The 24,262-nt window shown below is 52.4% G+C and carries 24 protein-coding genes; 11 read left to right on the top strand and 13 right to left on the bottom strand.

The window, feature by feature from the left end:
- Window positions 1-56: 56 nt before the first annotated feature.
- The gene (locus ABV298_RS31260; RefSeq protein ID WP_353720034.1) at window positions 57-767 is read left to right on the top strand and encodes a hypothetical protein; all 711 of its coding nucleotides are present in this window, start codon (window positions 57-59) and stop codon (window positions 765-767) included.
- 68 nt (window positions 768-835) lie between these two features.
- Here ABV298_RS31260 and ABV298_RS31255 read toward each other — a convergent pair whose 3' ends face one another.
- Entirely contained in the window at window positions 836-1,762 is a 927-nt protein-coding gene (locus ABV298_RS31255; RefSeq protein WP_353723278.1) for an alpha/beta hydrolase, read from the bottom strand.
- Between the two features lie 286 nt (window positions 1,763-2,048).
- Here ABV298_RS31255 and ABV298_RS31250 point away from each other — a divergent pair, with 286 nt between their 5' ends.
- The gene (locus ABV298_RS31250; protein WP_353720033.1) at window positions 2,049-2,816 is read left to right on the top strand and encodes a phytanoyl-CoA dioxygenase; all 768 of its coding nucleotides are present in this window, start codon (window positions 2,049-2,051) and stop codon (window positions 2,814-2,816) included.
- 85 nt (window positions 2,817-2,901) lie between these two features.
- On the opposite strand, the gene dgoD is transcribed toward ABV298_RS31250, so the two are convergent.
- The 6 genes from dgoD to ABV298_RS31220 all read right to left on the bottom strand — a co-directional run bounded on the left by dgoD (window position 2,902) and on the right by ABV298_RS31220 (window position 7,728).
- Entirely contained in the window at window positions 2,902-4,050 is a 1,149-nt protein-coding gene (dgoD, locus tag ABV298_RS31245; RefSeq protein WP_353720032.1) for a galactonate dehydratase, read from the bottom strand.
- A gap of 29 nt (window positions 4,051-4,079) precedes the next feature.
- Window positions 4,080-4,718 carry an START domain-containing protein gene (locus ABV298_RS31240; protein ID WP_353720031.1) on the bottom strand — a complete coding sequence of 213 codons (639 nt, stop codon included), beginning with the start codon at window positions 4,716-4,718 and terminating at the stop codon, window positions 4,080-4,082.
- 136 nt (window positions 4,719-4,854) lie between these two features.
- The gene (locus tag ABV298_RS31235) at window positions 4,855-5,532 is read right to left on the bottom strand and encodes a hypothetical protein (RefSeq protein WP_353720030.1); all 678 of its coding nucleotides are present in this window, start codon (window positions 5,530-5,532) and stop codon (window positions 4,855-4,857) included.
- Window positions 5,533-5,586: 54 nt separating this feature from the next.
- The gene (locus ABV298_RS31230; RefSeq protein WP_353723277.1) at window positions 5,587-5,874 is read right to left on the bottom strand and encodes a hypothetical protein; all 288 of its coding nucleotides are present in this window, start codon (window positions 5,872-5,874) and stop codon (window positions 5,587-5,589) included.
- Between the two features lie 34 nt (window positions 5,875-5,908).
- Window positions 5,909-6,871, bottom strand: coding sequence for a Gfo/Idh/MocA family oxidoreductase (locus tag ABV298_RS31225; protein WP_353720029.1), 963 nt, complete (start codon window positions 6,869-6,871; stop codon window positions 5,909-5,911).
- A 92-nt stretch (window positions 6,872-6,963) separates the two neighbouring features.
- Window positions 6,964-7,728 carry an NUDIX domain-containing protein gene (locus ABV298_RS31220; protein WP_353720028.1) on the bottom strand — a complete coding sequence of 255 codons (765 nt, stop codon included), beginning with the start codon at window positions 7,726-7,728 and terminating at the stop codon, window positions 6,964-6,966.
- Window positions 7,729-7,938: 210 nt separating this feature from the next.
- Between ABV298_RS31220 and ABV298_RS31215 the strand changes: the two genes are divergently transcribed.
- Entirely contained in the window at window positions 7,939-8,961 is a 1,023-nt protein-coding gene (locus ABV298_RS31215) for a TIM barrel protein (RefSeq protein WP_353720027.1), read from the top strand.
- A gap of 41 nt (window positions 8,962-9,002) precedes the next feature.
- On the opposite strand, the gene ABV298_RS31210 is transcribed toward ABV298_RS31215, so the two are convergent.
- Complete coding sequence (locus ABV298_RS31210) at window positions 9,003-9,371, bottom strand: VOC family protein (protein WP_353720026.1); 369 nt, start codon at window positions 9,369-9,371, stop codon at window positions 9,003-9,005.
- 304 nt (window positions 9,372-9,675) lie between these two features.
- Between ABV298_RS31210 and ABV298_RS31205 the strand changes: the two genes are divergently transcribed.
- The 6 genes from ABV298_RS31205 to ABV298_RS31180 all read left to right on the top strand — a co-directional run bounded on the left by ABV298_RS31205 (window position 9,676) and on the right by ABV298_RS31180 (window position 18,584).
- Window positions 9,676-10,362 (top strand): outer membrane beta-barrel protein, encoded by a 687-nt coding sequence (locus tag ABV298_RS31205; RefSeq protein ID WP_353720025.1) that lies wholly within the window; start codon window positions 9,676-9,678, stop codon window positions 10,360-10,362.
- Between the two features lie 255 nt (window positions 10,363-10,617).
- Window positions 10,618-11,334, top strand: a complete 717-nt coding sequence (locus ABV298_RS31200; protein ID WP_353720024.1) for an RNA polymerase sigma-70 factor — start codon at window positions 10,618-10,620, stop codon at window positions 11,332-11,334.
- 53 nt (window positions 11,335-11,387) lie between these two features.
- Window positions 11,388-12,422 carry a FecR domain-containing protein gene (locus tag ABV298_RS31195; protein ID WP_353720023.1) on the top strand — a complete coding sequence of 345 codons (1,035 nt, stop codon included), beginning with the start codon at window positions 11,388-11,390 and terminating at the stop codon, window positions 12,420-12,422.
- A gap of 31 nt (window positions 12,423-12,453) precedes the next feature.
- Window positions 12,454-15,900, top strand: a complete 3,447-nt coding sequence (locus ABV298_RS31190) for a SusC/RagA family TonB-linked outer membrane protein (protein WP_353720022.1) — start codon at window positions 12,454-12,456, stop codon at window positions 15,898-15,900.
- A gap of 19 nt (window positions 15,901-15,919) precedes the next feature.
- On the top strand, window positions 15,920-17,452 hold the full coding sequence (locus ABV298_RS31185) for a SusD/RagB family nutrient-binding outer membrane lipoprotein (protein WP_353720021.1): 1,533 nt from the start codon (window positions 15,920-15,922) through the stop codon (window positions 17,450-17,452).
- Between the two features lie 10 nt (window positions 17,453-17,462).
- Window positions 17,463-18,584: a mannonate dehydratase gene (locus ABV298_RS31180; RefSeq protein ID WP_353720020.1), complete on the top strand. Its 1,122-nt coding sequence runs from the start codon at window positions 17,463-17,465 to the stop codon at window positions 18,582-18,584.
- 26 nt (window positions 18,585-18,610) lie between these two features.
- Here the strand turns inward: ABV298_RS31180 and ABV298_RS31175 are convergent, their stop codons facing one another.
- Window positions 18,611-18,790, bottom strand: coding sequence for a hypothetical protein (locus ABV298_RS31175; protein WP_353720019.1), 180 nt, complete (start codon window positions 18,788-18,790; stop codon window positions 18,611-18,613).
- 99 nt (window positions 18,791-18,889) lie between these two features.
- On the opposite strand from ABV298_RS31175, the gene ABV298_RS31170 reads away from it, so the two are divergent.
- Window positions 18,890-19,489, top strand: a complete 600-nt coding sequence (locus tag ABV298_RS31170) for an RNA polymerase sigma factor (RefSeq protein WP_353720018.1) — start codon at window positions 18,890-18,892, stop codon at window positions 19,487-19,489.
- Window positions 19,490-19,495: 6 nt separating this feature from the next.
- Here ABV298_RS31170 and ABV298_RS31165 read toward each other — a convergent pair whose 3' ends face one another.
- From ABV298_RS31165 to ABV298_RS31155, 3 genes are read right to left on the bottom strand one after another with little or no spacing between them, the layout of a single operon-like run.
- The gene (locus ABV298_RS31165) at window positions 19,496-20,284 is read right to left on the bottom strand and encodes a LytTR family DNA-binding domain-containing protein (protein ID WP_353720017.1); all 789 of its coding nucleotides are present in this window, start codon (window positions 20,282-20,284) and stop codon (window positions 19,496-19,498) included.
- Window positions 20,281-21,360 (bottom strand): histidine kinase, encoded by a 1,080-nt coding sequence (locus tag ABV298_RS31160; RefSeq protein ID WP_353720016.1) that lies wholly within the window; start codon window positions 21,358-21,360, stop codon window positions 20,281-20,283. The genes ABV298_RS31165 and ABV298_RS31160 overlap by 4 nt, the downstream gene beginning before the upstream one ends.
- Window positions 21,357-22,427 (bottom strand): histidine kinase, encoded by a 1,071-nt coding sequence (locus ABV298_RS31155; protein ID WP_353720015.1) that lies wholly within the window; start codon window positions 22,425-22,427, stop codon window positions 21,357-21,359. The genes ABV298_RS31160 and ABV298_RS31155 overlap by 4 nt, the downstream gene beginning before the upstream one ends.
- 334 nt (window positions 22,428-22,761) lie before the next feature.
- Here ABV298_RS31155 and ABV298_RS31150 point away from each other — a divergent pair, with 334 nt between their 5' ends.
- On the top strand, window positions 22,762-23,196 hold the full coding sequence (locus tag ABV298_RS31150; protein WP_353720014.1) for a LytTR family DNA-binding domain-containing protein: 435 nt from the start codon (window positions 22,762-22,764) through the stop codon (window positions 23,194-23,196).
- Window positions 23,197-23,257: 61 nt separating this feature from the next.
- Here the strand turns inward: ABV298_RS31150 and ABV298_RS31145 are convergent, their stop codons facing one another.
- Window positions 23,258-24,247, bottom strand: a complete 990-nt coding sequence (locus ABV298_RS31145; protein WP_353720013.1) for a beta-ketoacyl-ACP synthase III — start codon at window positions 24,245-24,247, stop codon at window positions 23,258-23,260.
- Window positions 24,248-24,262 lie beyond the last annotated feature (15 nt).

The raw sequence follows: 24,262 nt of genomic DNA, 5'->3' as shown, positions 1-24,262 counted from the left end.
ACCAAAACAACACGGTTTTGCATCACTTAGCTGATTTTAAAACCAAATAACAGCTCATGAAAAAGTTAGTTTTAATGCTCGGACTGCCGTTTTTGTTCCTTTCCTGCAACGACGACGATAAAGAGGTTGTACCGCCGCCGCAGATGGAGCTTAACGATCAGTTTAACGGCGACAAGCGAGGCTGGACGGCCGGTTTTTCCGACTATCCCGTGAAAATGGAATCGGATTGGAAACTGGAAGAAGGTATCGCTAACTTGCCGGCACCGCTCGATACCCAGAAAAAAGGTTTTCGCATTTCGGGCAACAATCACAGCGACGACCTTTTTATGTATTTCAAAAAGAAGGTATCGGGCCTGAAACCTAACCGGGAGTACAATGCGGCATTCACGCTGGAGTTCGCTTCCGACGCGCCGTCGGAAGGGTGGGCCGGTGTAGGTGGCGCGCCGAATGCGGTGAGTGTGGGCATCGGCGTGGTGCCTGTCGAACCGAAAACGACTGTCGATAACCTGGATCATTACCGTATGAACATCGATAAAATCCAGCAGAAAAACGACGGTAAAGACATGAAAGTGATCGGCGACATCGGTAACGGCACCGATAAGGTAGGTTACAAACTGCTCACGAAGACGGGCGAGTTCAAGGGGAAAACCGACGCAAACGGTAATCTCTGGCTTATTTTCGGAACAGATTCCGGCTTCGAGGCGACAACCACGTTGTATTATACTTCGGTCAAAGTGAAACTGACGGAAGTAACACCTGCGAAGTGATCGTTTTCGGTTTTTTTAAAGAGCGCGGTACCTGTGACCCGCGCTCTTTTCATTTTGGGGGAATGGGGCTATTTAATCCAGTCCCTTAATATTCCGATAAATTTCGCTTGCTGATCTATAAAAACGGTATGGGAGCAATTGTCGAGATATTGCATTCGCGTCCGGCCGGTTAGCTTTTGTAACGCCGTAATCTGGTGTCGCGAGTAAAGGCCGTCCTGTTTCCCATAGACCGCATAAACAGGAATGGTCACCGCCAGTTTTGTCAGAGTCGGTATTACATCGATGTTCTTCCGTGCTTCATTTTTCCAAAGAGTTTCTACTGCCCGGTCGTTTTTAACATAGTTGGCTATCAATGTATCCGAAAGATAGGTTGAATAGATTTGCCGGGCCTCCGGATCGGGTTGTGAAAGATTGAAAAAGCCATTTCTGGAAGCGTGGGCAAAAACCGCTGTCCGGTAGTCAAGCGAATGGGTATCCATTTCCCTGATTTTATTTAATGCTGCAAGACTTGCCACATCGTTTTGATCTATATAGATGCGCGCGACGGAGTCAAGAATGGTATTATAGGATTCTTGCTGAGAAACCAATGCACTCACAAGAATAATGGATTTGACTCGACTGGGTTGTTGCTCGGCGTAAAGCGTAGCCACAAGTCCGCCAAAGCTGAAACCGATCAGATGCGCTTGCGGAATGCGATATTTTTGATAAATCAAATTCAGGTCTTCGAAAAATTCTTCGTAAGTCATTCTTGCGGTGCTGTCTTTCGATCTGCCTTCGCCCCGGCGGTCATATACTACGACATAAAATCCCTCGTCCGCTAACTTTTGAGCAGTTGTTGCTTCGAAATAAACGGAGCTGCTTCCAGGGCCGCCGTGCAGAAATATGATGGGCTCGTCAGTTACTTTTCCGAAAGCTCTCGAATAAAGAGATTGCGCCGTTGGGGGACCGACGAAAAAAAATAGCAGTGCGGCAATGAGCAGGTTGGGTGAATGCATCTTGTTCAAAAAGGAGCGTAATTTTTTTCATGTGATGTAATGGTCTGATTCTGCCGCAAATTCGCTCCCGCGCCCGCAGCCGGCCGACCAAAACTGAATATGGCACTTTTCGATTTGAATTTGGAATATTACCGGGCAAAATCGACAGGAAAGCTTAAATTTGTAACCATGAGATTCGCGCCGACACTCTGATATTCTTTCCGTGCAGCTCTTGCACATGATCCCCGGCTTCCGGGGAGAGGGATTTTATTACCACATTTTTTCAATCATTTACTTTTGAAATCCTATGGAAGGAATACTGAATGCCAGGCAAATAGCGCAATTTGTTACGCAAGGCTTTGTACGCATCGATAATGCTTTTTCAACCGAGACAGCCGCGCAGGTCCGCGATATTTTGTGGAACGATCTCGCGCTCGACCGCAACGATCCCTCGACGTGGACGAAACCCGTCGTCCGGCTGGGTATGTACAGCCAGGAACCATTCGTCGTTTCGGCGAATACGCCCGTTTTACATGCCGCTTTCGACCAGTTGGTGGGCATAGGAAAATGGTTGCCCTGCCGAAGTATGGGCACTTTCCCGGTGCGTTTCCCGTCCGATGAAGATCCCGGAGATACCGGCTGGCACGTCGACGCCAGCTTTCCGGGGGACGATCCGTCCGACTACTGGGAATGGCGGGTTAATATCAACTCCAAAGGCCGTGGCCTGCTGATGCTCTTCCTGTACTCGGACGTGGGCGAATACGATGCGCCTACACGTATACGCATAGGCTCACATGCGGACGTCGCGCGGGTTTTGCAACCGGAAGGGGAGACGGGACTGGCATTTCTGGAACTCGCCGGGAAACTGAGCGAAATGCCGGAAAGGGAAATCGCGCTGGCGACGGGCAGAGCGGGTACGGTATACCTCTGTCACCCATTCATCGCCCACGCCGCCCAGCCTCACCAAGGCACCGAGCCCAAATTCATGGCCCAACCGCCATTGCTGTTGCGGGACGAGCTGTCGGTTAAGGGCAACAGTCCGGTCGAGCGGGCTATTCGGCTGGCGGTGGGTTAGTAAGGAGAGGAGGAGGGAGGAAAGGGAGGATGGAATGCAGTCCGTTGTTGTTACACGCCCAAGGGCATTTCCCTTTCCTCCGTTCCTACCACTCCGCTGCGCTGCCGTCGTCGTGCGACCACAACGGGTTCTTCCAGTTGTGGCCGACGGCGGCCATTTTCCGTACCTGCTCTTCGTCGATTTCGATGCCAAGGCCCGGGCCGGAGGGGATGTTCACGAAACCATCGTGGTAATCGAATACCGTTCTGTCGCTCAGGTAATCCATCAGATCGCTGCCCTGGTTGTAGTGAATGCCGAGGCTCTGCTCCTGGATAAATGCATTGTGGCAAGTAGCGTCGACTTGCAGGCATGCCGCCAACGCAATGGGGCCAAGCGGGCAATGTGGTGCCGCCGCGACGTCGAACGCTTCGGCCATAGAAAGGATTTTCTTGCATTCGGTAATGCCGCCTGCATGGGAGAGGTCGGGCTGGATAATGTCGGCATAGCCGTCCATGAGCAGATTTTTGAAATCCCAGCGACTGAACATCCGCTCGCCGGTCGCTATGGGGATGGAAGTATGCTGCGCAATTTCGCGCAATGCCTCGTTATTTTCCGGCAGAACAGGCTCTTCGATAAACATCGGACGGAAAGCTTCCAGCTCTTTGGCGAGTACTTTTGCCATCGGCTTGTGCAGCCGCCCGTGAAAATCAACCCCGATTTCGAGGCCGTAGCCTAAAGCCTCACGGATCGACGCCACCCTTTTGATCGCCAGATCGACCTTTTCGAACGAGTCGATGTATTGCATTTCATTGGTAGCATTCATTTTAATGGCCTTGAAACCCCGGTCGAAGCATTCTCTTGCCGCGCCTGCGACTTCATCCGGCCGGTCGCCGCCGATCCAGGAGTAAACCTTGATCTTGTCCCGGCATTTGCCGCCAAGCAGCTGGTAAACAGGCGCATCGAAGAACTTGCCCTTGATGTCCCACAATGCCTGGTCGATACCGGCGATGGCACTCATCAGGATTGGCCCGCCGCGGTAAAAGCCGCCGCGGTACATCGTGTTCCAATGGCCTTCGATATCGAGGGGATCTTTGCCGATCAACGCTTCCATCAGTTCGCGCACCGCCGCCGCTACCGTCGCCGCCTTGCCTTCGATCACCGGCTCGCCCCATCCGACGATGCCTTCGTCCGTTTCGATTTTTAAAAACAACCACCTGGGAGGAACCTGGAACAGCTCGTAACTTCTGATTTTCATTCTAATTTTCTTTTACATTCTTAACCTTGCTAATTGGCTATAAATGTAAGGGAGGCGTTGCTATATTTCGGCAATTTGAGCTGTTGTTTCATTTTTTTAAATGTTTCCATAGGCCCTTCCGCCGCAAAGGCATTCACTGCCCAGGCTGGCAGGTAGCCGCCGGGATCGGTATGGAGCATGTATTCGATACGCACTTTGACGGCTGCCGGGGTGAGCACCCATCGGCCTTTCGAATCCTTTACCCGCACCACATTCTTTTTCACGGGAGCCATTCCCGCTACCACCGGGCCATCGATGGTGACCACGCCGGTGGCCGGATTTTGCTTTGCCACGAGGTGCGCCACGAAATCGCGGTTATCCAGCGGCCACGGCAGGCTTATTTCGGAATGGTAATACAAATCGGTGGGGGAGACCTTTTTGAGCAGCGTGCAAGACTTGGTTTTGTAAACCCATTGCGTGCCTGCCTCCACGTCCAGGATCAGCGCTACCACCTGCACCAGCGAGGCGTCCACCACACAATCCACTTTAATGGCCTTGATCTTCGAATCGGGAACTGCGGAGGAGTAAATGCGGATCTGGTCTTCTTCGGCGATCAGCTTCCATTTTGTTTGGGCCGCGGCCGGCCAGGAAATTACAACAGTAACGAGTAACAGGATGAATTTTTGCATTTGTCGGATGAAGTATCGTTCGGTTGTGCATGCAGGCTTTCCAGCATGATAACCCGATTCCAACAACCCCTAAAAATTGCATTAAATTCCTGTCGGTGCGTTAATAAACGGGTTTCCGAATATGTTTTCCGGCACGTTAGTCGACGACTATCAGCCTTTGCGGAAATTTCATATCCCCGATCTCGATCCGGTACTTTCCCGGTTTGAGTTCTTTTTCAACGGGCGAATACAATGTAATGGCGAGGCGGTTGGGTTGTTCGGCCCGGCAGCCTGCGAGGCACGCGCCATCGGCATATATCCATGCCCCACTTTTACCGTCTTCGCCCTTGAAGGAAATCTGGTCGAAACGGTAGTTGTTATAAAGGTTCTTAACCGGCAAATTCAGTTTCAAAACGCCGGTTTTGAGCGAGAAGGTTGTCTCTTCGTAAACGTCCTGAGGCGCGATGGGCCCGGTAGCAACGATGTTCAGGCGGTAAGTGGCAGTTTTCGCCTGGTTGCCGATACGCAGAAAAACGTCCTGCGTGGGCTTGCTGCAAGCACAAAACGCGGAGATGTCGATAGTCCCGTCGGGGAGCAGGCCGACAGGCTGTGCCCCTTCCGTTAGTTTCATGACAGGCTTCAAACCACCCGGGAGCACTGCCGGCATCCTGACGGTGATTACGGAATTGCCGGCATCGAACGTGACGTGTTCGTCGGACAGCCCCTCGAACGAAATGCTTTTGATGGCAGGCATATCGCCGAGCGGTTCCGACGAATCTTTACATCCGCAAAGCAAACTGCCGGCGAGTACGACAATCAGTAGTAAATGTTTCATGGACATTGCTAGTTATTTCTGTTCAATATACAAAAATAGCTGACAATGGTTACATTATACCAGGTCCCATTCCTTCCGCGGCTTGCGGTTCAGCAGTCGGTTCGCTTCTTGGTCGTGCACAAACTTTTCCTTCTTCGCATTCCAGGTAAGCTCCCGTTTCAACCGGTAGGAAATCAGTCCCAAATGCATCGGAATGGTCATTTCGCGCGCATAGGCAAGGTTGGATTCAGGTTGCCGGCGCGACTTTACGCAATCGATAAAGTTTTGCTGGTGGCCGGGCGAGCGCGGGTTGGTGATGGGGACGGACGCTATATCGGTCATTTTTTCGCCATTGATCGTCAGTTCGCGGGTATTGTAATCGCAAATCAGCGTACCCTTATGGCCCTCGAAGAATGCGCCGATACCCCGCTCTGCCGCGCCGGGGACGTCGGGGGGGATTGGACGACCAGTATACTTTCAGCCCGCCGAACTCATAATCCACATCGAGCGTTTTAGGCGCATCGGCGATGCCTTCGTAGGCGGTCCCGCGTGCGCTGATCTTCGTCAGTCCCTGCGGATGGATGGCCGAATACATCACGTCGGCAATATGGCACCAGAAGTCCGCGAACTCGCCGCCGGAATAATCGAGGAAATAGCGATAGGTAAAATGGCACTTCTCTGGGATGTAATCCGTGAAAGGCGCCGGGCCGAGCCACATGTCCCAATTCAGCGTTTTGGGCACAGGCTGTACCGTAGGAGAGCCCAGTTCCTTCGTTGACGGCTTTTTCCAAAGCCTCACCGTATGTACTTTCCCGATCGATCCCGACTGGATCAGTTCGACGACCCTGTGAAAATTATCGCCTGCATGGATCTGGTTTCCCATCTGGAAAACCCTGTTGTGTTTTTCAAGGTGTTTGAGCATCATTTTGCCCTCTTTCAGGCAATATGAAAGCGGTTTCTCTCCATATACATCTTTCCCAGCCTGAAATGCGAGTGTAGCGATCTGCGCGTGCCAGTGGTCCGGCGTAGCCACGGTAATGGCGTCGATATCCTTTCGTTCGAGAATGCGCCGGAAATCGCCGTAAGTATCCACCCTGATGCCCGGCTTCATTTCTTCGAGCCGTTTCTTTGTTTCTCCCAAATGCAGTTCATCTACGTCGCAAAGCGCAACTATTTCAGCATCAGGCAAATCCGCAAACCACTTCATATGGTTGTTTCCCATTCCGCCCAGGCCGATATGCGCTATACGCACACGGTCGCTCGGCGCGGCGCGGGTGATCAGATTAGGCAAAACGGTCAGCCCGAGCGCGGTAAGTCCGGCTGTTTTAAGAAAATCGCGGCGGTTGGTGGATTGGTTCATAGGATTGGTTCAGGAAGTTGGGCTGATTGAATTGGTAATGTAAAAAGGATAAACAGGGTGAGATGTTACTGTCGGATTATTTCCCCAAAAACCTACATAGAAAATGAAATCCCTTCGTTTGCGGCCCTGTCGTACTTTTCTTTTACAAAACGGTAGAGGTAGGGCGATTTGTTGGCAGCGCCGACGCGTTTTTCGTCGAGGCGTTCCAGGATGTCGTAACTCAAAAGCAGTTTCTGAAAATTACGCCTGTCGAACTGGCGGCCGAGGATGGTTTCGTATAGCCGTTGGAGTTCGGGCATGGTGAATTTCTCCGGCAGGAGGTTATAGCCAACAGGCTGGTTGCGGATGCGCTGGCGGAGGGCCTTCAATGCGCGTTCGATCATCTCGTTATGGTCGAAAAGCAGATGGGGAACGTCGGCGAGCGACCACCAGCGGCATTCGTCGGTAAACCAGTCGGGGGCCGGATTCACCTGGGCGAATTCCACGAGCGCGAAATATCCGATGGATACCGTCCGGCGGAATATGATGCCATCGAAAAAGCCTTTTCCAAATGTTCCTTCCAGCTTTTCCAGCAGCTCTTTCTCGGAATGGTACACGTAGCGGTTTACATTACCGAATGTGTAAAATTGTTGCAGGTAAACTTCCGTCAGGCCGGTCCGTTCCGTGAGAATGCGGTTTGCGGCGTCGTCGGCCGACTCGTCGAGGAGGATATGCCCGCCGGGGAGGCTCCATTCGCCGGTGCCTTTCCACCGCAGCAGCAGCACTTTCAGTTCGCCGTCGTGGAAACCGAAGACTGTGCAATCGAGCGAAACTTCCTTCAACGCCTTGTCGAAAAACTCCTTTAAATTATGCTCCATAGTAATCGGGCGGGTCGTTGGAAAAATTTTCAATGCGTAAATTTTACACAAAGAAAATTTTCCTTATCATTGTATCGATACGCTGGATTGTTGAACTCAATTTTTTGCAAGATAGTTGCTGCCAGCCAAAAAACGGCGCCGTGGAAGGCGGGAATTCGTCCGGCTTATGCGCATTCGTTCAGAACGATTTTTCAATTTAACCAACCTGATATGAACACTTCACGTCGTCAATTTCTGGGTCGGCTCGGACTGGTAACAGCGGGCCTGGGTTTCGCTTCCTCCGGTTCGCTAACGGCTGGATCCCGCGCCAAATTCAGCTTCGACATTTCGCTGGCGGAGTTTTCGTTCGCCTCCGAGCTGTTCAGCGGCAAAATGAGCAATATGGATTTCCCTGCCCGAGCCAAAAATGAATATGGTATCACGATACTCGAATACGTTTCCGGGTTTTTTAATAACAAACACAAAGATCCCGCTTACCTCAAAGAGCTGAAACAGCGCTGCGACGACCTTGGAATGAGAAATCACCTCATTATGGTCGATGGCGAAAACCTGACGGCCCTTAACGACACGGCGCGTTTAAAAGCCGTGGAAGCGCATTATCCGTGGGTGGACGCGGCTAAATTCCTCGGTTGCACGGCCATTCGTGTGAACCTGGGCGACGCTATGGCGATGTTGTCGGGCAAAAAAGAGGAAGGAACACCCGCCGAACTGGCGACAGCTGCCGTGGATGGCTATGGCAAACTGCTGGAATACGCGGGCAAAGCAGGCCTGAATGTGATTGTCGAGAACCATTTCGGCGTTTCAACGGACCCCGATTGGCTGGTGGGCGTGATGAAGCAACTGAAAGCGCCTAACAAGGGGTTGTTGCCCGATTTCGGGAATTTCTGTGCCGAAAGAAGCAAGCCGGAAACGATGGATATCAAGGGCTTTATGGCTACCAAATGCGTAAAAGAGCACGATAAATACGAAGGGGTGAAGAAAATGATGCCTTATGCGAGGGGCATCAGCGCCAAAACGCACCAGTTCGACGCGAGGGGTAACGACCCTGAAACCGATTTTATCAAAATGTTCAAAATCATTAAGGATTCCGGCTGGAACAATGGCATCGTAGGCATCGAATACGAAGGTGGTTTAATGCGGGAAATGGGCGGGGACATGGCGAAACCGACGAATGACGAAGGTATCCGGAAAACGAAGGCGTTGTTGGAAAGAGTGTTGCAGGAGCTGGGGTAGGGCGCGCGCCAGGTTTTGTCATTTGCGGTCAGGGACTGTCATTATCTGTCCACAAACGCTATCACATGCCCGTCCGGGTCGGCGATGTAGAACTCGTTGCCGTAAGGCATTTCCCGAAGCGGCTGAACAATCTGAACGCCCTTTTTCGAAATTGTTTCGAAGAGCGAAGTAATATTGTCAACTGCGAAAAGCAGGTCGATTTCTTCCTTGTTTTTTGGCCGGGCCTCTCCTTGTTCCGGCTTGTAAGTGGTTTTTAAATGAATTGAATGCCCGTCGTTTTCAATGCCTGCGTAAAAATCCTCATAACGGAACGCGAGCGCGAAGCCCAACTGCTGCGTGTAAAATGCAATGCTTCCGTCCAGATCGCGCACCAAAAGCAGCGGAGTGATTTGATTGATCTTAAATTCCATATCTGTGTCGTCGGGTTAAAGTAGATAAATCGTCGTGATTGCGGAATCGGGCAACAAATGCCGCTGTGTAAGTATTCCGACAGCCAGGCGTTATTCGTGCTTATAATGCCCCGGACCCGTAACAACCGAGGCAACGCATGCTTCGTGATACTCGTTTGTTCCATACGCGCCCCAATGCAAAATCAAGGTTTATGCGACTATAAGTTTATATTTTTTATTGAGGAAATGTAAAGCCCGGCACGATTTCAGGCAACAAATATTTACATTTATGTGTCAATGGGTTACAATTAAATCCTGCGTCGCCATGAAACGATATTACGCTCTCATTATATTGACTGTCATCGCACAAGGTTCCGCGTTTGGACAATTGGAAGAAGGGTTCCGGCGGTGGCGCGCGGGAGTTATGACGGGGCCGCATCTTACAATACAGGTACCTGAAATTCCCGGTGTCGATCAGACGGTCGGAATTATGACGGCGGCGGATGTGGGTTATGCCCTGCAAAATTCCCATAAAGGTTGGTCGCTGCACTTTCAACCGGGCGTCAACCGATGGAAAACCAACCAGGTGAATGGCGAACAGGGGAGCGATTACTACTTGGAATGGAAGTGGAAATCGGCGACGATTAATTTGCCGTTACTGGTCCGCTATACGATCCTCCAAGGCAGAGTGCGGCCATTTGCCGAAATGGGCGCCAGCTACCTGGTCCGCAACTACTGGAAAGTGAAAGGCTCGGGGCAGACCTGCCAGAATGAAACATGTTATCCCAACGAATTCGATGACAAGGGTAATAGCAGCCTCGAAAAAGGCCGGTTTTCCGCGTTGGCGGGCGTCGGCGTGGAGTTCGGTCTGGGGAAAATCACGATTCCCGTTACGGTACGCTGGAATGAGCAACTCAAAAAAATAGAAAGGTTCGACGATGCCTTCACCGGTATGCAATACACCATTCCCCGCTCCCGGACGATTCAGGTGGCAATAGGCGTGACGTTTTGACGCCCGCTGCCGACCGTCATTTTGTATCAAACCGAAATTTTTCTGCACTTTTTTGGTTATCCCGTACGCCGCGCCGGACATTATAAGATACTGGTGATCAAGCCAATCAAATTCTGTCACTACGACACAAACAGTATCGAATAATGCAATTTTTTAAAATAATAGGTCAATTGACCACGTGTCGTCCCTTCTTTTCCTGTCTTACTTCTAAAAGCCTGTTTTAGAAATATCCCCATTTATATTTAAAGTTTACCAATGCTTTCATCACCGGGTTCGGAGTACAACGAGAAGGGGGCTTCCTGGGAGGTAGGCAGGGAAGAACCGCAGGAACATAAGGAGGCAGACCGGGTCGCGTCAGACCGGGTCCTGCCAGACCGGGTCTATCCAGACCGGGTCTATCCAGACCGGGAGCTTTTTATCCGTAAGACATTCGAGGAAAGTCCCGAGGAGGGCTGCGCGTTGCTTTTCCGGCTGTATTACAGTTCTTTGTGTTCCTATGCGGTGCGGTTTTTGTATTCCAAAGACGCCGCGGCCGACCTGGTTTCGGAGATGTTTTATGCGTTCTGGAAAAACCGTTCCTATGAATCCGTGAAATCGTCTTACAGGGCTTACCTTTTCAAATCGGTGCAGAACCGGGCTTATAACTTCCTTGCCAGCGAGCTTAAAAACACCGATTCGTTCGAAATCATGCCGCATTACGATGTCGCGTCGACCGAACGGCCCGAGGCGCTGATGTACTTCGAAGAGCTGGCGAGCCGCATTGACCGCCTTGTGGAGCAACTTCCTCCGCAATGCCAGAAGGCGTTCATGCTCAACCGGTTCGAAAACAAAAAAATACAGGAGATCGCGACGGAAATGAACCTCTCGAGCCGGACGGTCGAAGGGCACATCAGCAAGGCGTTGAGCACATTGCGCCAGGGGCTGAAAGACCATTGGTCGTGGCTCATCGCGCTGGCTTCGGTTTTCAGCTGAACACGCATTTGCATAACATCCTTAACACTATCCGACATTTAAAAACACTGATCATGAACACATTGTCAGTAAATAAAACACTCCTGTTCCAATACTTCGCCGGCCAGGCAAGCCCGGCGCAAAAGCGGCTGATCGCCGAATGGCTCGCCCTTGCCGAAAACCAGGAATTGTATTTTGAATGGCTCGCCGAATGGCAGTCGCAATCGCCGCAGTTCTTGCCCGATGGCCGGGAGCGTTACGAAGCATATGTGCGCTACATGCGAGAGAATCCGAATATGGAGTCAAAGAGTGCCGCCTCCTCGGCCGAAAACAATGCGGAGGGGAGTTTTCAACCCGTCGAAACGACCCGCGCCGGCCGCCGTCCCTGGCTGATGGCTGCCGCTTCCGTGGTGGTTTTGGGCATGACCGCCTGGTTTGGCCGCGACCTGATTTTGTACAAAACCTATGCGACGCAATTCGGCGAGACGCGTTCCGTGGAATTATCCGACGGCACCAGGGTTATTTTGAATGCCAACACCTCGATGCGGGTCCCGCGCTTCGGCTTTGGAGAAAACACCCGAGAGGTGAAGCTGAACGGCGAAGCCTTTTTTAATGTAACCCACACCATCGATAATAAACGGTTTATGGTCAAAACCGACGACAATTTCGAAGTAATGGTGCTCGGGACGGAGTTTTCGGTGTATACCAGGCAAAAGGGCGGAAAAGTATTGCTCAAAAAAGGCAAAGTACATGTACTGTTTTCGGAAGGCGAGCGGAAAAAAGAGCTGGTGATGAAGCCGGGCGACCTTGTTACGATGGAGAAATCGGCCGCCAGGCCCATTGTAAAACCCAATGCCGACACGCAGAAGCTGACAGCCTGGACCGGTAACCGTTTTGTTTTTGATAAAACGCCGCTTTCGGAAGTAGCCTCGCAGCTGCGGGAGCATTACGGTATCCGGGTCGAGATCAAAGACAATCGTTTCGCCAACCGCACGGTGAGCGGCACATTCCAGCCTGAAAGCGGGGAAGAATTACTGACGTTGCTTTCGGAACTTTTCGATTTCCGCCTGGCGCGCGAAGGCGAGGCATACCTGATTTTGCAAAAATAAGACCTTAATAATCCCTATCCAGATCCCCCGTATGAAACAAAGATCATTACTGTCATTGGTTTGCTGTGGCCTGATGCTCGCCGCCGCGCCGCCTTTGAACGCGCAGGTGCTGGCCTTGAATGCGCATAAAAACCGCATGCTGCCGGAGCAAACTACCAATCAGGTGAAGCTGCTCGACGTCTTTTTGCAACTCAAAAAATATTACAATGCCGATATCCTGTTCGAGGAGAGCCAGATGAGCGGCATTACCGTCCAGGATTTTGTGTTCGACAAAAATCTTTCCGCGGAAAAGAACATGGAAGCATTGCTGAAATCGACGAACCTCACGCTGAAAAAAGTGCGAAAGAACGCATACATGATTTTGCCGAAAAGAATTGAGACTTCGGCTATCGGCAGTCGACCGTCGGCTGATTTACAGGTCCTGGCCTATAACCGGGCGGTTGTGGCCGACATCAGGATCAGCGGGACGGTAACGGACGCCAATGGCGAAGGTCTGCCGGGCGTGAACGTGCTGGTGAAAGGCACCATCAACGGTACCAATACCGATGTGAACGGGAAGTATGTATTGGATGTGCCTTCGGCGGAATCGGTGCTGGTATTTACCTCCATTGGTTTTCAGAAACAGGAGGTCACCGTCGGGCAGCGCTCGGTGGTGGATGTGAAAATGGCTGTGGAAACGCAGACGCTCGACGAAGTGGTGGTAACTGCTTTGGGTATCAAAAAAGAGAAGAAGGCATTGGGATATGCCATTTCCGAGGTGAAAGGCGAGGAACTCACGCAGGCGCGCTCGACCAATATCGCCAATAGCCTTGTAGGAAAAGTGGCCGGTTTGAATATTTCGAGTACGGCGACCGGTCCGAGCGGTTCTTCGCGTATAGTGATCAGGGGTAACGGCTCTATTTCCGGCAATAACCAGCCGTTGATCATCGTGGACGGTATTCCGATCAACAACGACAACCTCGGTTCGGTGGCTATCGGCGCCAACCGCGAAGGCTCCTGGACCGGCTCCGACCGCGGCGACGGCATTTCGAGCCTTAATCCCGACGAGATCGAGAGTATCAGCGTGCTGAAAGGAGCTACGGCCGCCGCATTATACGGCTCGCGGGCTTCGAACGGGGCTATTTTAGTTACTACCAAAGGGGGAAAGGCCGACAAAGGCATTGGCGTGGAAGTGAACAGCAACTTCCTGGCCGAGGACCTTTTGTTTAAATCCTACAAAGATTACCAATACGAATACGGCCTGGGCAGCAATGGGGTTAAACCGACCACAGTAGCCGAAACCGCCACGCGCAACAGCTGGGGCGGTCGCCTGGACGGCAGTAACGCGATGAACTACGACGGCGTCGAGCGCCCGTATGTGGCGGCGAAGGACAATTTGCGCAAGTTTTACAATGTGGGTACTACCTTCACTAACTCCGTCGCACTGACGGGCGCCACCGAAAAAGTGACCTACCGCCTCTCGATGAATGATTTGAACAACAAAGGCGTGCTGCCGAACAATACGCTTCGCCGCAACAACTTCGCATTGAATACGAATGGTAACCTCGGCAAACGTCTTTCATTCGTAGCCAATGCAAAATACATTATCGAGAAAAACCACAACCGCCCGCGCGTGAACGACTCGCCGGGGAATGCCAACTTCACGATGTACGTGTTGCCGACGTCGCTCGACGTGGACGTACTCAAAAACGCGCAGTTCGATGCGAACGGGAATGAAAAGGTGTGGTCGGATAACCAGTATACCCAAAATCCCTATTTCGCTACGGAGCAGTTCCGGCAGGACGACAACAAAAAGCGCGTAATAGCGTCGTTTGAACCAAAATACACCATTACCGACTGGCTGTACCTGAAAGGCCGTATCGGGTTCGACAATTTCAATTACCGGTATAAAAGCATCGAGCCTTACGGTACCGGCTATGTGCTCCGCGGAAGCTACACGTCGTCGCTGCGCGAGTTTACCGAAACCAACAAGGAGCTTTTGGTGGGCATTAACCGCAAAATCGGGGAGAAGTTTGCGTTCAACGGCCTCTTCGGGGGCAATATGATGAAGCAGGTGACCAACCTCAACGAAGTTTCGGCCAACAACAGCTTCAATATCCCGTTTTTCTACGATGTGTCGAACATCGATCCTGCGGCGCGCACGGTTACGGAAGCTTATATCGAGAAACGCATCAACTCGGTATACGGCTCGGCGGAGTTTTCCTATAACAACTACCTTTTCGTAACCGCAACCGCGCGTAACGACTGGTTTTCGACGCTGGCGAAGGGCAAAAACAGCATTTTTTATCCGTCGTTCGGGCTGAGCTTCGTGGCTTCCGAGGCTTTCAAAATGCCTTCGGCGATCAATTACCTGAAATTGCGCGGCTCGTGGGCGCAGGCGGGCGGGGATACCGATCCGTACAACCTCTCGCTTTACTACTCGCTCAGCGGCGCGCATTTGGGTTCCGCATTGGCGCAGATCAACGGCACACGTGTGCCGAACAGCGGTTTGCAGCCACTGACTTCGACGGTCTCCGAATTGGGTTTGGAGGCGAAATTGTTCAATAATCTCTTGAATGTCGATTTCGCGGTTTACGATCGCAAGACGACCGACGATATAGTAAGCGCCACCATTTCGGAAACATCGGGCTATACCAGCGCATTGTTCAACGTGGGCGCGATCCGCAACAGGGGTATCGAGCTGCTCCTGGGTGCTACTATTGTGAACGGCAAGAAGTTCACGTGGGACGCTTCGTTTAACATGGGCTACAACGACAGCGAGGTGCTCAGCCTCTACGGCGACCTGCAGACGTTGCGGGTGGACCAGTCGCGGCCCGGCTCGGCGTTCATTCACCAGGACGTGGGCAAGCCTTACAGCCAGATAAAGGGTTATGATTTCAAGCGCGATGCGAACGGCAATATCGTATATAACTCCCAGGGACTGGCTATGGCCGGCGATATCAAGACTTTTGGCTCCGGCGTATCGCCTTACACATTGGGTTTAAACAATACATTCAACTACAAAGGCATTAGCCTCAGTGTATTGGTAGACGGTAAATTCGGCGGCTACATTTATTCCGGCACCAATGCGCTGGCCTATCGCTTCGGTTTGCACGAGGCTACGTTGGTGGGTCGAGAAGGGGGCGTTACAGGCGAAGGCGTAACTGAAAACGGGGAACGCAACACGGCGAAGGCACCTGCCCAGGCTTATTACAGCAACTGGTACTCGGCCATCGCGACGCCTTTTGTTTATAAATCAGACTTCATCAAACTTCGCCAGATCATCCTTCAATATTCGATCCCAAGCCGCTATTTAGGCAGGCTGCCATTCAAGGGCGCATCGGTTTCGATTGTGGGGCGAAACCTGGCCGTGCTGATGAAAAAAGTGCCGGTAATCGATCCGGAGGCTACCTACAACAATGGCAATGCGCAGGGCGTGGAGTTTGCCGGTACGCCGCCGACGCGCTCGTACGGCGTGAACCTGAACCTGAAATTCTGATCCTTCAAAAAGAGAAACCATGCTTAAAAGATTAACCATATGCCTCGCATTGCTCGCCGGAGCGGGCGCTTGCACCAGGGATTTCGAGGAAATCAATGTCAACCCCAATGCACCGACCGCCGTGCCGGTGGACTACCTGCTGGGGCAGTCGCAATTGCTGCTGACGGGCTCGGCGAGCGGCCCCGCTTCGAAAGCCTGGCGTGCCAACTTCGGCTACGCGGCCTGCCTGATCCAGCAGATGTCGTCCATCGACGCTACGTTTTATAAAGGCAGTTTTTACACATTCTTAGGCGAGATCAACTCCGCTTTTTTCGACAACTCTTACACGTACGCTGTCAAGAGCATTGTGAACCTGATCGACGTCGCGCAGAAGGACCCGAAGCATGTAAACGTGCTTTCAATGGCGCGCATTCTAAAGGTAATGGAGTTTTCCCGCACGACCGACATGTACGGCGATATCCCGTATTTTGAAGCGGGAAAAGGCTTTATCGACGGCAATTTTTCGCCTAAATACGACGCCCAGCGGGACATCTACATGGATATGCTGAAAGAGCTCGAAGAAGCCGGCAAGGCTTTCGATGCGGGGCAATACATCCCAAAAGCGGCCGACTACATCTACGGCGGCGACCTCGACAAATGGAAACGTGCCGCCAACTCGCTCATGCTGCGCCTGGCTATGCGTATGCAAAAAGCCGATCCGGCCAGTGCGCAGCTTTGGGCTAAAAAAGCCATCGACGGCGGGCTGATTACCGGCAATGCGGAAACCATCGCCGTAAAGTTCGCCAATACCGGCGCGGAGATCAATTCGAATCCCAATTCATGGATACTCGGCCCCAGCGGCTCTAATATCACCAACATCCCGAATGCCGGCGTGCAATGGGCGAAAACGCTCATCGATATGATGAAAGAGCGGCAGGACCCGCGTTTGCCGGTTATTTCAATGCTGAAAAACGGCGATAACAGCGTAGTGAAACAGCGTGGCCTGCCCAATGCAACCGACGCGACGGGCCTGGCGGCGCTGGACGAAAAGAACCTCGACAATTATTCGCGTCCCGCGACGGGCGTGATCGGGATCGCACTGCCGTGGATTTACATGAGCTACGCCGAAACGCAGCTGCTCAAAGCCGAGGCGATCGAACGCGGCTGGGCGACGGGCAATGCCGAAGCCGCATTCAAGGAAGGGCAATCAGCCGCATTGGCGCAGATGTCGTGGGCTAATGCCACCATTTCCAATGCGGATATCGCGGCGTACGCTGCCAAAAACCCTTATCCCGAAGCCGGCACACTCGCCGCGAAGATGAATGCGATCCACACGGAGGTATATTTGCTGTCGGCCAGCACTTTTAACCATATCGAAGGCTGGGCCAACTGGCGCAGAACGGGATATCCGGTACTGACGCCCGTGAACTACCTGGGCAACGATACCAACGGCCAGATTCCGCGCCGCCTGCGTTACCCGCTCAGCGAAGAGGGTATTAACCTCAATTTCAAAACGGCGATCGAGCGGCAGGGACCGGATGTATTCATGACGCGTATCTGGTGGGACAAGTAATCGGACCAAAATGGAAAATTCACGCAGGAAATTTATAAAAAGCAGCGCCGCGGCGGTGGCAACTACCGCCCTTACGGCCCCGCTCACGGGAATGGCACCGGGAGCCGTCGCTGCGCAAACCGCGGCGGCATTTGCCAGGGACGGAGGCATGCAATTCTGCCTCGCGCATTTCTTCGGCATCGATCCCACGCGCATCGCACTTTCGAAACAAATGAATGTGCTAGGTGCGGTAGGAGGGATTAACCCGCAAAGTGTAGGGCTTGGTAACGTCAGAAACTGGGAATACGAGGCCATTGTGGCCGTGCGCGATTTCTGGAAAAAAGAGGGAATTACTTACCGCGTGGTGGAGGGCCCGCCGTCGTTGTATGAAAAAACCAAGCTGGGGCTCGACGGCCGGGACGAGGAAATCGAGACTTTTATCAAGTTTATTCAAAACCTTTCGAAAGCCGGTATCGACACCGTTTGTTACAACTGGATGCCGGTGATCAGCTGGGCGCGGACAAGACTCGACAAACCCTCGCGCGGGGGCGCGCTCGTGAGCACATTCGACTACGAGGACGTGAAGGACAAACCGCTCACCAAATACGGCGATTTCACGCATGAAACCATGTGGAAAAACCTCGAATACTTTCTTAAAGCCGTAGTGCCGGAAGCTGAAAAGGTGGGCGTGAAACTCGCATTGCATCCCGACGATCCGCCGGTCGATAAAATCCAGGGCATACCACGGATCATGACCTCTGCCAACGCATTCAAACGCCTGATCGAGATCGTGCCCAGCCCAAGCAACGGCATTACCCTGTGCCAGGGCACATTCGCGACCATGGGCGAGGATATTCCGTCGGTAATCAGGTACTTCGGTACCAGAAAGAAAATCCACTTCGTGCACTTTCGTGATGTCCGTGGCACCAAAACCAATTTCGAGGAAACCTTCCACGACGACGGCAAAACCGATATGTACGAAGCCATGAAAACCTATTACGAAGTAGGTTTCCGCGGCCCGATGCGCCCCGACCACGTTCCCACCGTCGTAGGCGACAGCAACGAACACGCCGGTTACAGCAATTACGGAGCATTATTCGCGATAGGGTACATGCGGGGGCTGGCAGAGGCCGTGGCGAAGGCGCACGCGTGAACGGCGGAACGGGGAACCGGGATTAGTCAGGAGGTCATCAGGTCAGGAATAGTCATGAATTGTTTTAAATAGATAATAAACAACCTGACCATTCCTGACAACACCTGACTCCACCTGACCATTCCTGACCTGAAAGCAGGCCCGCCGATGGCCGGTTTGTCGAGTAAAACAGGCTGTTCGGCTATACTTTCGCCCTCTCTGTCCATGCGGCTTTTATTCGTGGTTTACATGAATTCTCTTTGTGTCGGGCAATCCCCCGAGAATATGGTAAACCCGCGGAACAGATCCGTTGAAAAGTGAAGACGATGCTCAAATTCCTGAATAAAATCATTTTTGACCCGAACGACTTCCGGTCGGTGATCGCTGCCTGCGTTGCAGGAAACAGTCAGGCCCAGCATATTTTGTTTAAAAAGTACTTTGGTTACGCCAAGAGCGTCTGCCTGCGCTACACCTATTCGCCGGAAGAGGCCGACGAAGTGCTGAACGAAGGTTTTTTCAAAGTTTTCAGCAACCTGGAAAGGTACGATCCCGGGCAGCCGTTCAAGGCCTGGCTGAGGACGGTGATGGTCAACAATGCGATCAGCTATTTCAGGAGAAACAAAAAGCATTACGCCGCGCGTACCCCGTTCGACGAAATCCCCGAGCCGGGCGTTGCCGATGACGCCGTTTCCGAAATTACGGCCGGCGAAATCATGCAGCTCATTCACGAACTCAAACCGATTTACAAGACGGTTTTCCTGATGTACGCCGTGGACGGTTACAGTCATAAAGAGATCGCCGTCATGCTGGAAATCAACGAGGCCACCGTGCGCTCGCAGTACGCACGTGCGAGGTCACAATTGCAGGAGGCGATCACGGCCCATTACCCCGACCTTGCCGGCCGGTATGCCATACCGTCGTTTTAAGCCGCCTTATTTACCCATCCATATCTTGAAATCGTGGGCCCGTTCGCGGCTGACGATCGTTTCTTTGTCGAGCGCCGGGTGCAATGTAAGCGCCAGCCGGTGGTTATAATACGGCTGCATTTGTACTACGCACTGGTGCGTGACGATCAGCGCACGGTTGACGCGGAAAAACCGTGAAGGGTCGAGAAACCCGTCGAGCTCGTCCATTTTATAGTCCACCACAAACTTCTGTCCCTGGTGGTTTTTGAAGAAGGTCAGGCCGTTGTCGATGTAGAAATAGGCGATTTCGGAAGTCTCAACGGACAGCAGGCGGGCGCCTTGTTTCACCAGGAACCGTTTGCGGTAATCCGGCACCGGTGCCTGCAAATGCAGGGTTTTCAGAATAGCTTCGAGGTCAACCTGCGCGGCCGGCGCGGTTTTGCCCGCGGTAAGATCGTAGTATTTGCGGATGGCGCGCTGCAAATCTTCCTGCTGCACCGGTTTCAGCAAATAATCGATACTGTTTACTTTGAATGCCTGCAACGCGTATTCGTCATAGGAAGTCGTGAAAATGACGGTACTTCGGATCTGAATGCGGTTGAAAATCTCGAAGCTTTGCCCATCGGCCAGTTCGATATCCAGGAAAATAATGTCCGGTTCGGGGCGGCCGTCGGCACGGTTTTCCGCTATCCATTCCACGGTGGCCGCAATGCTGGGCGTAATGCCGCGCACATTGAACTCCGGCGCGGTTTCTTCAAGCAATTTCGTCAGTTTCCGGACGGCCAGTTTCTCATCTTCAACAATTAATATATTCATGCACTTACGGTTTTGGGCGTGATCAGCGGCAACGTTACCGTGAAAACGGCTTCATTATTATCGATCAGGGGCAGGCGGTCGGACAGCAGTTCGTATTTGGCCATGATATTGGCCAGTCCGAGGCGCGTAGACCTGACGGGCGTCGATTTAGTGAGACGGTTGTTGCTGATTTCCAGCAAATCGCCGCCCAGCGAGCGGATCTGCACCCGCAGCGGGTTGGATTCGAGGATACTGTTATGTTTCACGGCATTTTCGAGCAGGAGCTGCAAGGTGAGTGGCGGGATCTTTTTGCCAAGGTCCTCATCGTTTACTTCGATCACCAGATCGAACCCGGTATCGTAGCGGGTGCGCAAGAGATGGTAATACGACCGGATAAAGCGGATTTCTGCGGCAAGCGAAGTCAGCTCGTCCTGGTTGGTCTGCAACAAATAGCGGTAAACCCTCGCCATTTCATCGACAAACTGTTCGGCCCGCTTCGGTTCGTCCGAAATCAGCGCCGACAAGGTATTGAGGCTATTGAACAAAAAATGCGGGTTGACCTGGCTTTTCAGGCTTTGCAATTGTCCCTGCATACCTGCCCGTTTGATCGCCTCTTTATTGATTTTCAATGACTTCCATTTATTTAACGAATAGTTGATCTCATAAAGACCGGTTAGCAAAATCACTGCCACAAATTCGAAAAGGTACACGTTGATCATCATACGCGCGTCGAGCCGGGCTTCAAACGGCCGGAAACGCATGATGAAAAACATGTAAAAAGTGACAAACACGAAAGTCAGTATCCAGAACGCAACAGCGGTGAGGGCGCTTCTTTTGATAGTAGAATCGAGTGACGGGTACTTTTGCGCAATGTACCTGGCAGCCCGGTCGTGCGGAACGAAGGCCACGATCGTCATTGCAAAGATCATGAGCGTGCCGCCTGCGAAATTGTAAAGGCTCTGCAAATAAGGTTCCCCGATGAGCAGGTAGCTGATGGTCGGTACGAACCAGGGCACGAGCAGAGCGAAAATCCATCTGCCGAAAAGGCTCAGCCATATCTGCCGACCGATTTTGTTGTAAAGCAGGGCCGTACTCATGTGAATATCAATGGCAGGATGACCGCAAAATCGTGCTCGTCTTCTTTGAGCTGCACGGCACCGGCCCGGTTAAAGAGCATTTTGTATTTGGTGATCAGGACATCAATGCCCGGCGTTTCCAGCGGCATGCTGAGCATTTTCGGCTGACGGTTATGCCGGAACTCAAGCTGACCGGTCTCTGTGACAGTGATTTTAACGGAGAGCGGGCGTGCGGGAGAAACCATGTTATAATGGATGGCATGGTCGATCAGGATCTGGAAGGTTAGCGGCGCCATTTGCCCTGATAAAAATACGTCCCTGACGTCCAATGTAACGTCGATGCCGCTCTCGAACCGGGTTTCGAGCAGGTAAATGTAGGATCTGGTGAAGCGCAGCTCGGAGTCGAGCGTTACGAGGATGTCTTCCTTGCCTGGGCCGTTCACGCTGAGCTGGTAGCGGTATACCTTCGACATTTCGTCCACAAATTTCTCGGCTACGCCCGGAGCGTCGGCGATCAGTACGGAGAGCGAGTTGAGGCAATTGAAAAGGAAATGGGGGTTTACCTGCTGTTTTACCGCATCCAGTTCGGTTTGCAGTTGCTTTTCCTGCATTTGTTCCAACTCGTCCTGGTTCGTACGCCATTGCCGGAAAGCATAGGCGAGCTCGGTAAGCCCTGCGGCGATGAGCGAGCCGCTCAGAATGAAGAAGCTCACGCGTAACGCCCATGAAAGGTCGAAGCCCGTTTCGACGAGTCCCGCCTGGTGGTACAAGGGTAGCACGACCCAGAAAAATGCCACATTCACAATCCCATACACCCCGAACCAGAGTGCTACCCGGTAAATGGATTGCTCGGTGTCCGGAAACAGTCCGGTAACCCGGGGCGAAAGTGCGCTCCCGGCGCGGTAAGCGGCCCAGATCGCGGCCAGGTTGATAGTACTCCCCACAATGAACGTGTAAGTGTCGGAGAAATAGCGTTCCTGCCAAAGTCCCAGCCCTGCCAGCAACACAGTCCCGGACCCTGTGAGCACTGCCGTAGTGGCGCTCATCCGTTTACGGCCGATTTTCGCCAGGTAACTTTCAAGGATCATGGACGCGCATTTTCATTTCACGCAAAAATAAGGGCCGGCGCCTGAAAGAGAAATCGGGGGATGGTTAAACGTCGCATTTGCAGCCCAAACCGTCGTAAAACGGTACCCCGGCCTGTTTTGTAGCTGCAAATGGTTCCTTTGGTCGAGCGAACGGCTCTTTCAGTTTACCCCTCGAAATAGCGTATTCATGAGGTGAAAGTTACAATTCACCCAGGTTAGTGTTTCTCCTGCCTTATGGATAGTCCAATTTTGTATCACAGCCGAATGAAAGGCGGCCGGTTGAAAACGAAAGTGAAAGCCGCCAGTCAGCCATGAAAATCATAACAATTCAGCCATGAAAGCAAACAATGTAACGCCCGATCAAACCATGAAAAATCAATCCGTCCTTTCACCCATGAAAAATCTGTCCATCATGCCTTGCGGCGTTGCCGGAGAAACGAAAAGCGCCCCGGCGATTACCGTTTACAAGTTTGGAAAAGCCATGACAGTTAAAGCGAACGATATTACCTGTCTGGAAGGTGTCGGAAATTATACGTTTGTGTACACCCGACATGAGAAGCACCTGGTTTCGAAGTGTTTGAAAGAGGTTCAGGAAGAACTTAGCAGCGATTTTTTGCGCATTCACAAATCATACAGCATCAATGCGCGGCATATTACCTCGAGATGGCCCGATTACATCCATCTCAGTTGTGGAAAAGTGATCCCTATCGCCCGCAGGCGCATCCGCGAAACGCATGAAATATTGGGAAGAATGGCGCTCTCCGCGTAGTTGAAATAAGATACGACCGGTCGGCACAGCTGTCTCAAACGCTGTGCCGACTTTTTTTGCATTAATAGGCCCATTTCACATAAGCCGAAGCCCAGGTAAAGCCGGCGCCAAATGCAGAGAATATCAGATTATCGCCCTTTTTGAGTTGTTTTTCGTAATCCCAGAGGCAAAGCGGGATCGTGGCCGCGGTGGTATTGCCGTAGCGTTCGATGTTCATCATCACCTTGTCCATCCCGACGCCCATCCGGCTGGCGGTCGCTTCGATAATGCGGCGGTTGGCCTGATGCGGCACCAGCCAGGCGACGTCGTCGTGGCGCAGGCCGTTGCGCTCCATCATTTCGGCGGACACGTCGGCCATATTGCGAACGGCCGATTTGAATACCTGCTGACCATCCTGGTGTAGAAAATGCATGCGCGCATCGACAGTCTCGTGAGTCGCCGGGAAACGGCTTCCGCCGCCGCGCTGGAGTAAGTTATTATAGCCCATGCCGTCGGAACGGATCAGCGTATCGATTACACCGTAGCCTTCGGTATCGGGTTCCAGCAAAACAGCTCCCGCGCCGTCGCCGAACAGAATGCACGTGCGGCGGTCGGTATAGTCCATTACGGCCGACATTTTGTCGGTGCCCACCACTACTACTTTCTTGTATTTGCCGGTTTCGATGAACTGTGCCCCGAGTTCAAGGCCGTAAATGAAGCCTGAGCAGGCCGCACTCACGTCGAAACTGCCTATGTTGCGAATGCCCAGCTGGTCGCAGATCAGGTTGGCGGTACTCGGGAAAACGAAGTCGGGGGTAATGGTGGCGCAAATGAGGAGGTCTATTTCGGCAGGATCGGTGTTGGTTTTTTCGAGGAGGCCTTTTACGGCTTTTGCACCCATGTGCGAGCTGCCAAGCCCTGGTTCTTTCAGGATGCGGCGTTCTCTGATGCCGGTCCTGCTCACGATCCATTCGTCGCTGGTATCGACGAGGGTCTCCAATTCGGCGTTTGTAAGAATGTAATCGGGTACATATCCTTCGATGCCTGAAATGGAGGCTTTTACTTGTTTCATATTCGATTTTAATAC

The organism is Dyadobacter sp. 676, assembly GCF_040448675.1.
Lineage (GTDB): Bacteria > Bacteroidota > Bacteroidia > Cytophagales > Spirosomataceae > Dyadobacter.
Note: the sequence above shows the minus strand (reverse complement) of the source record. Positions and strands in the feature narration are given on the sequence as shown.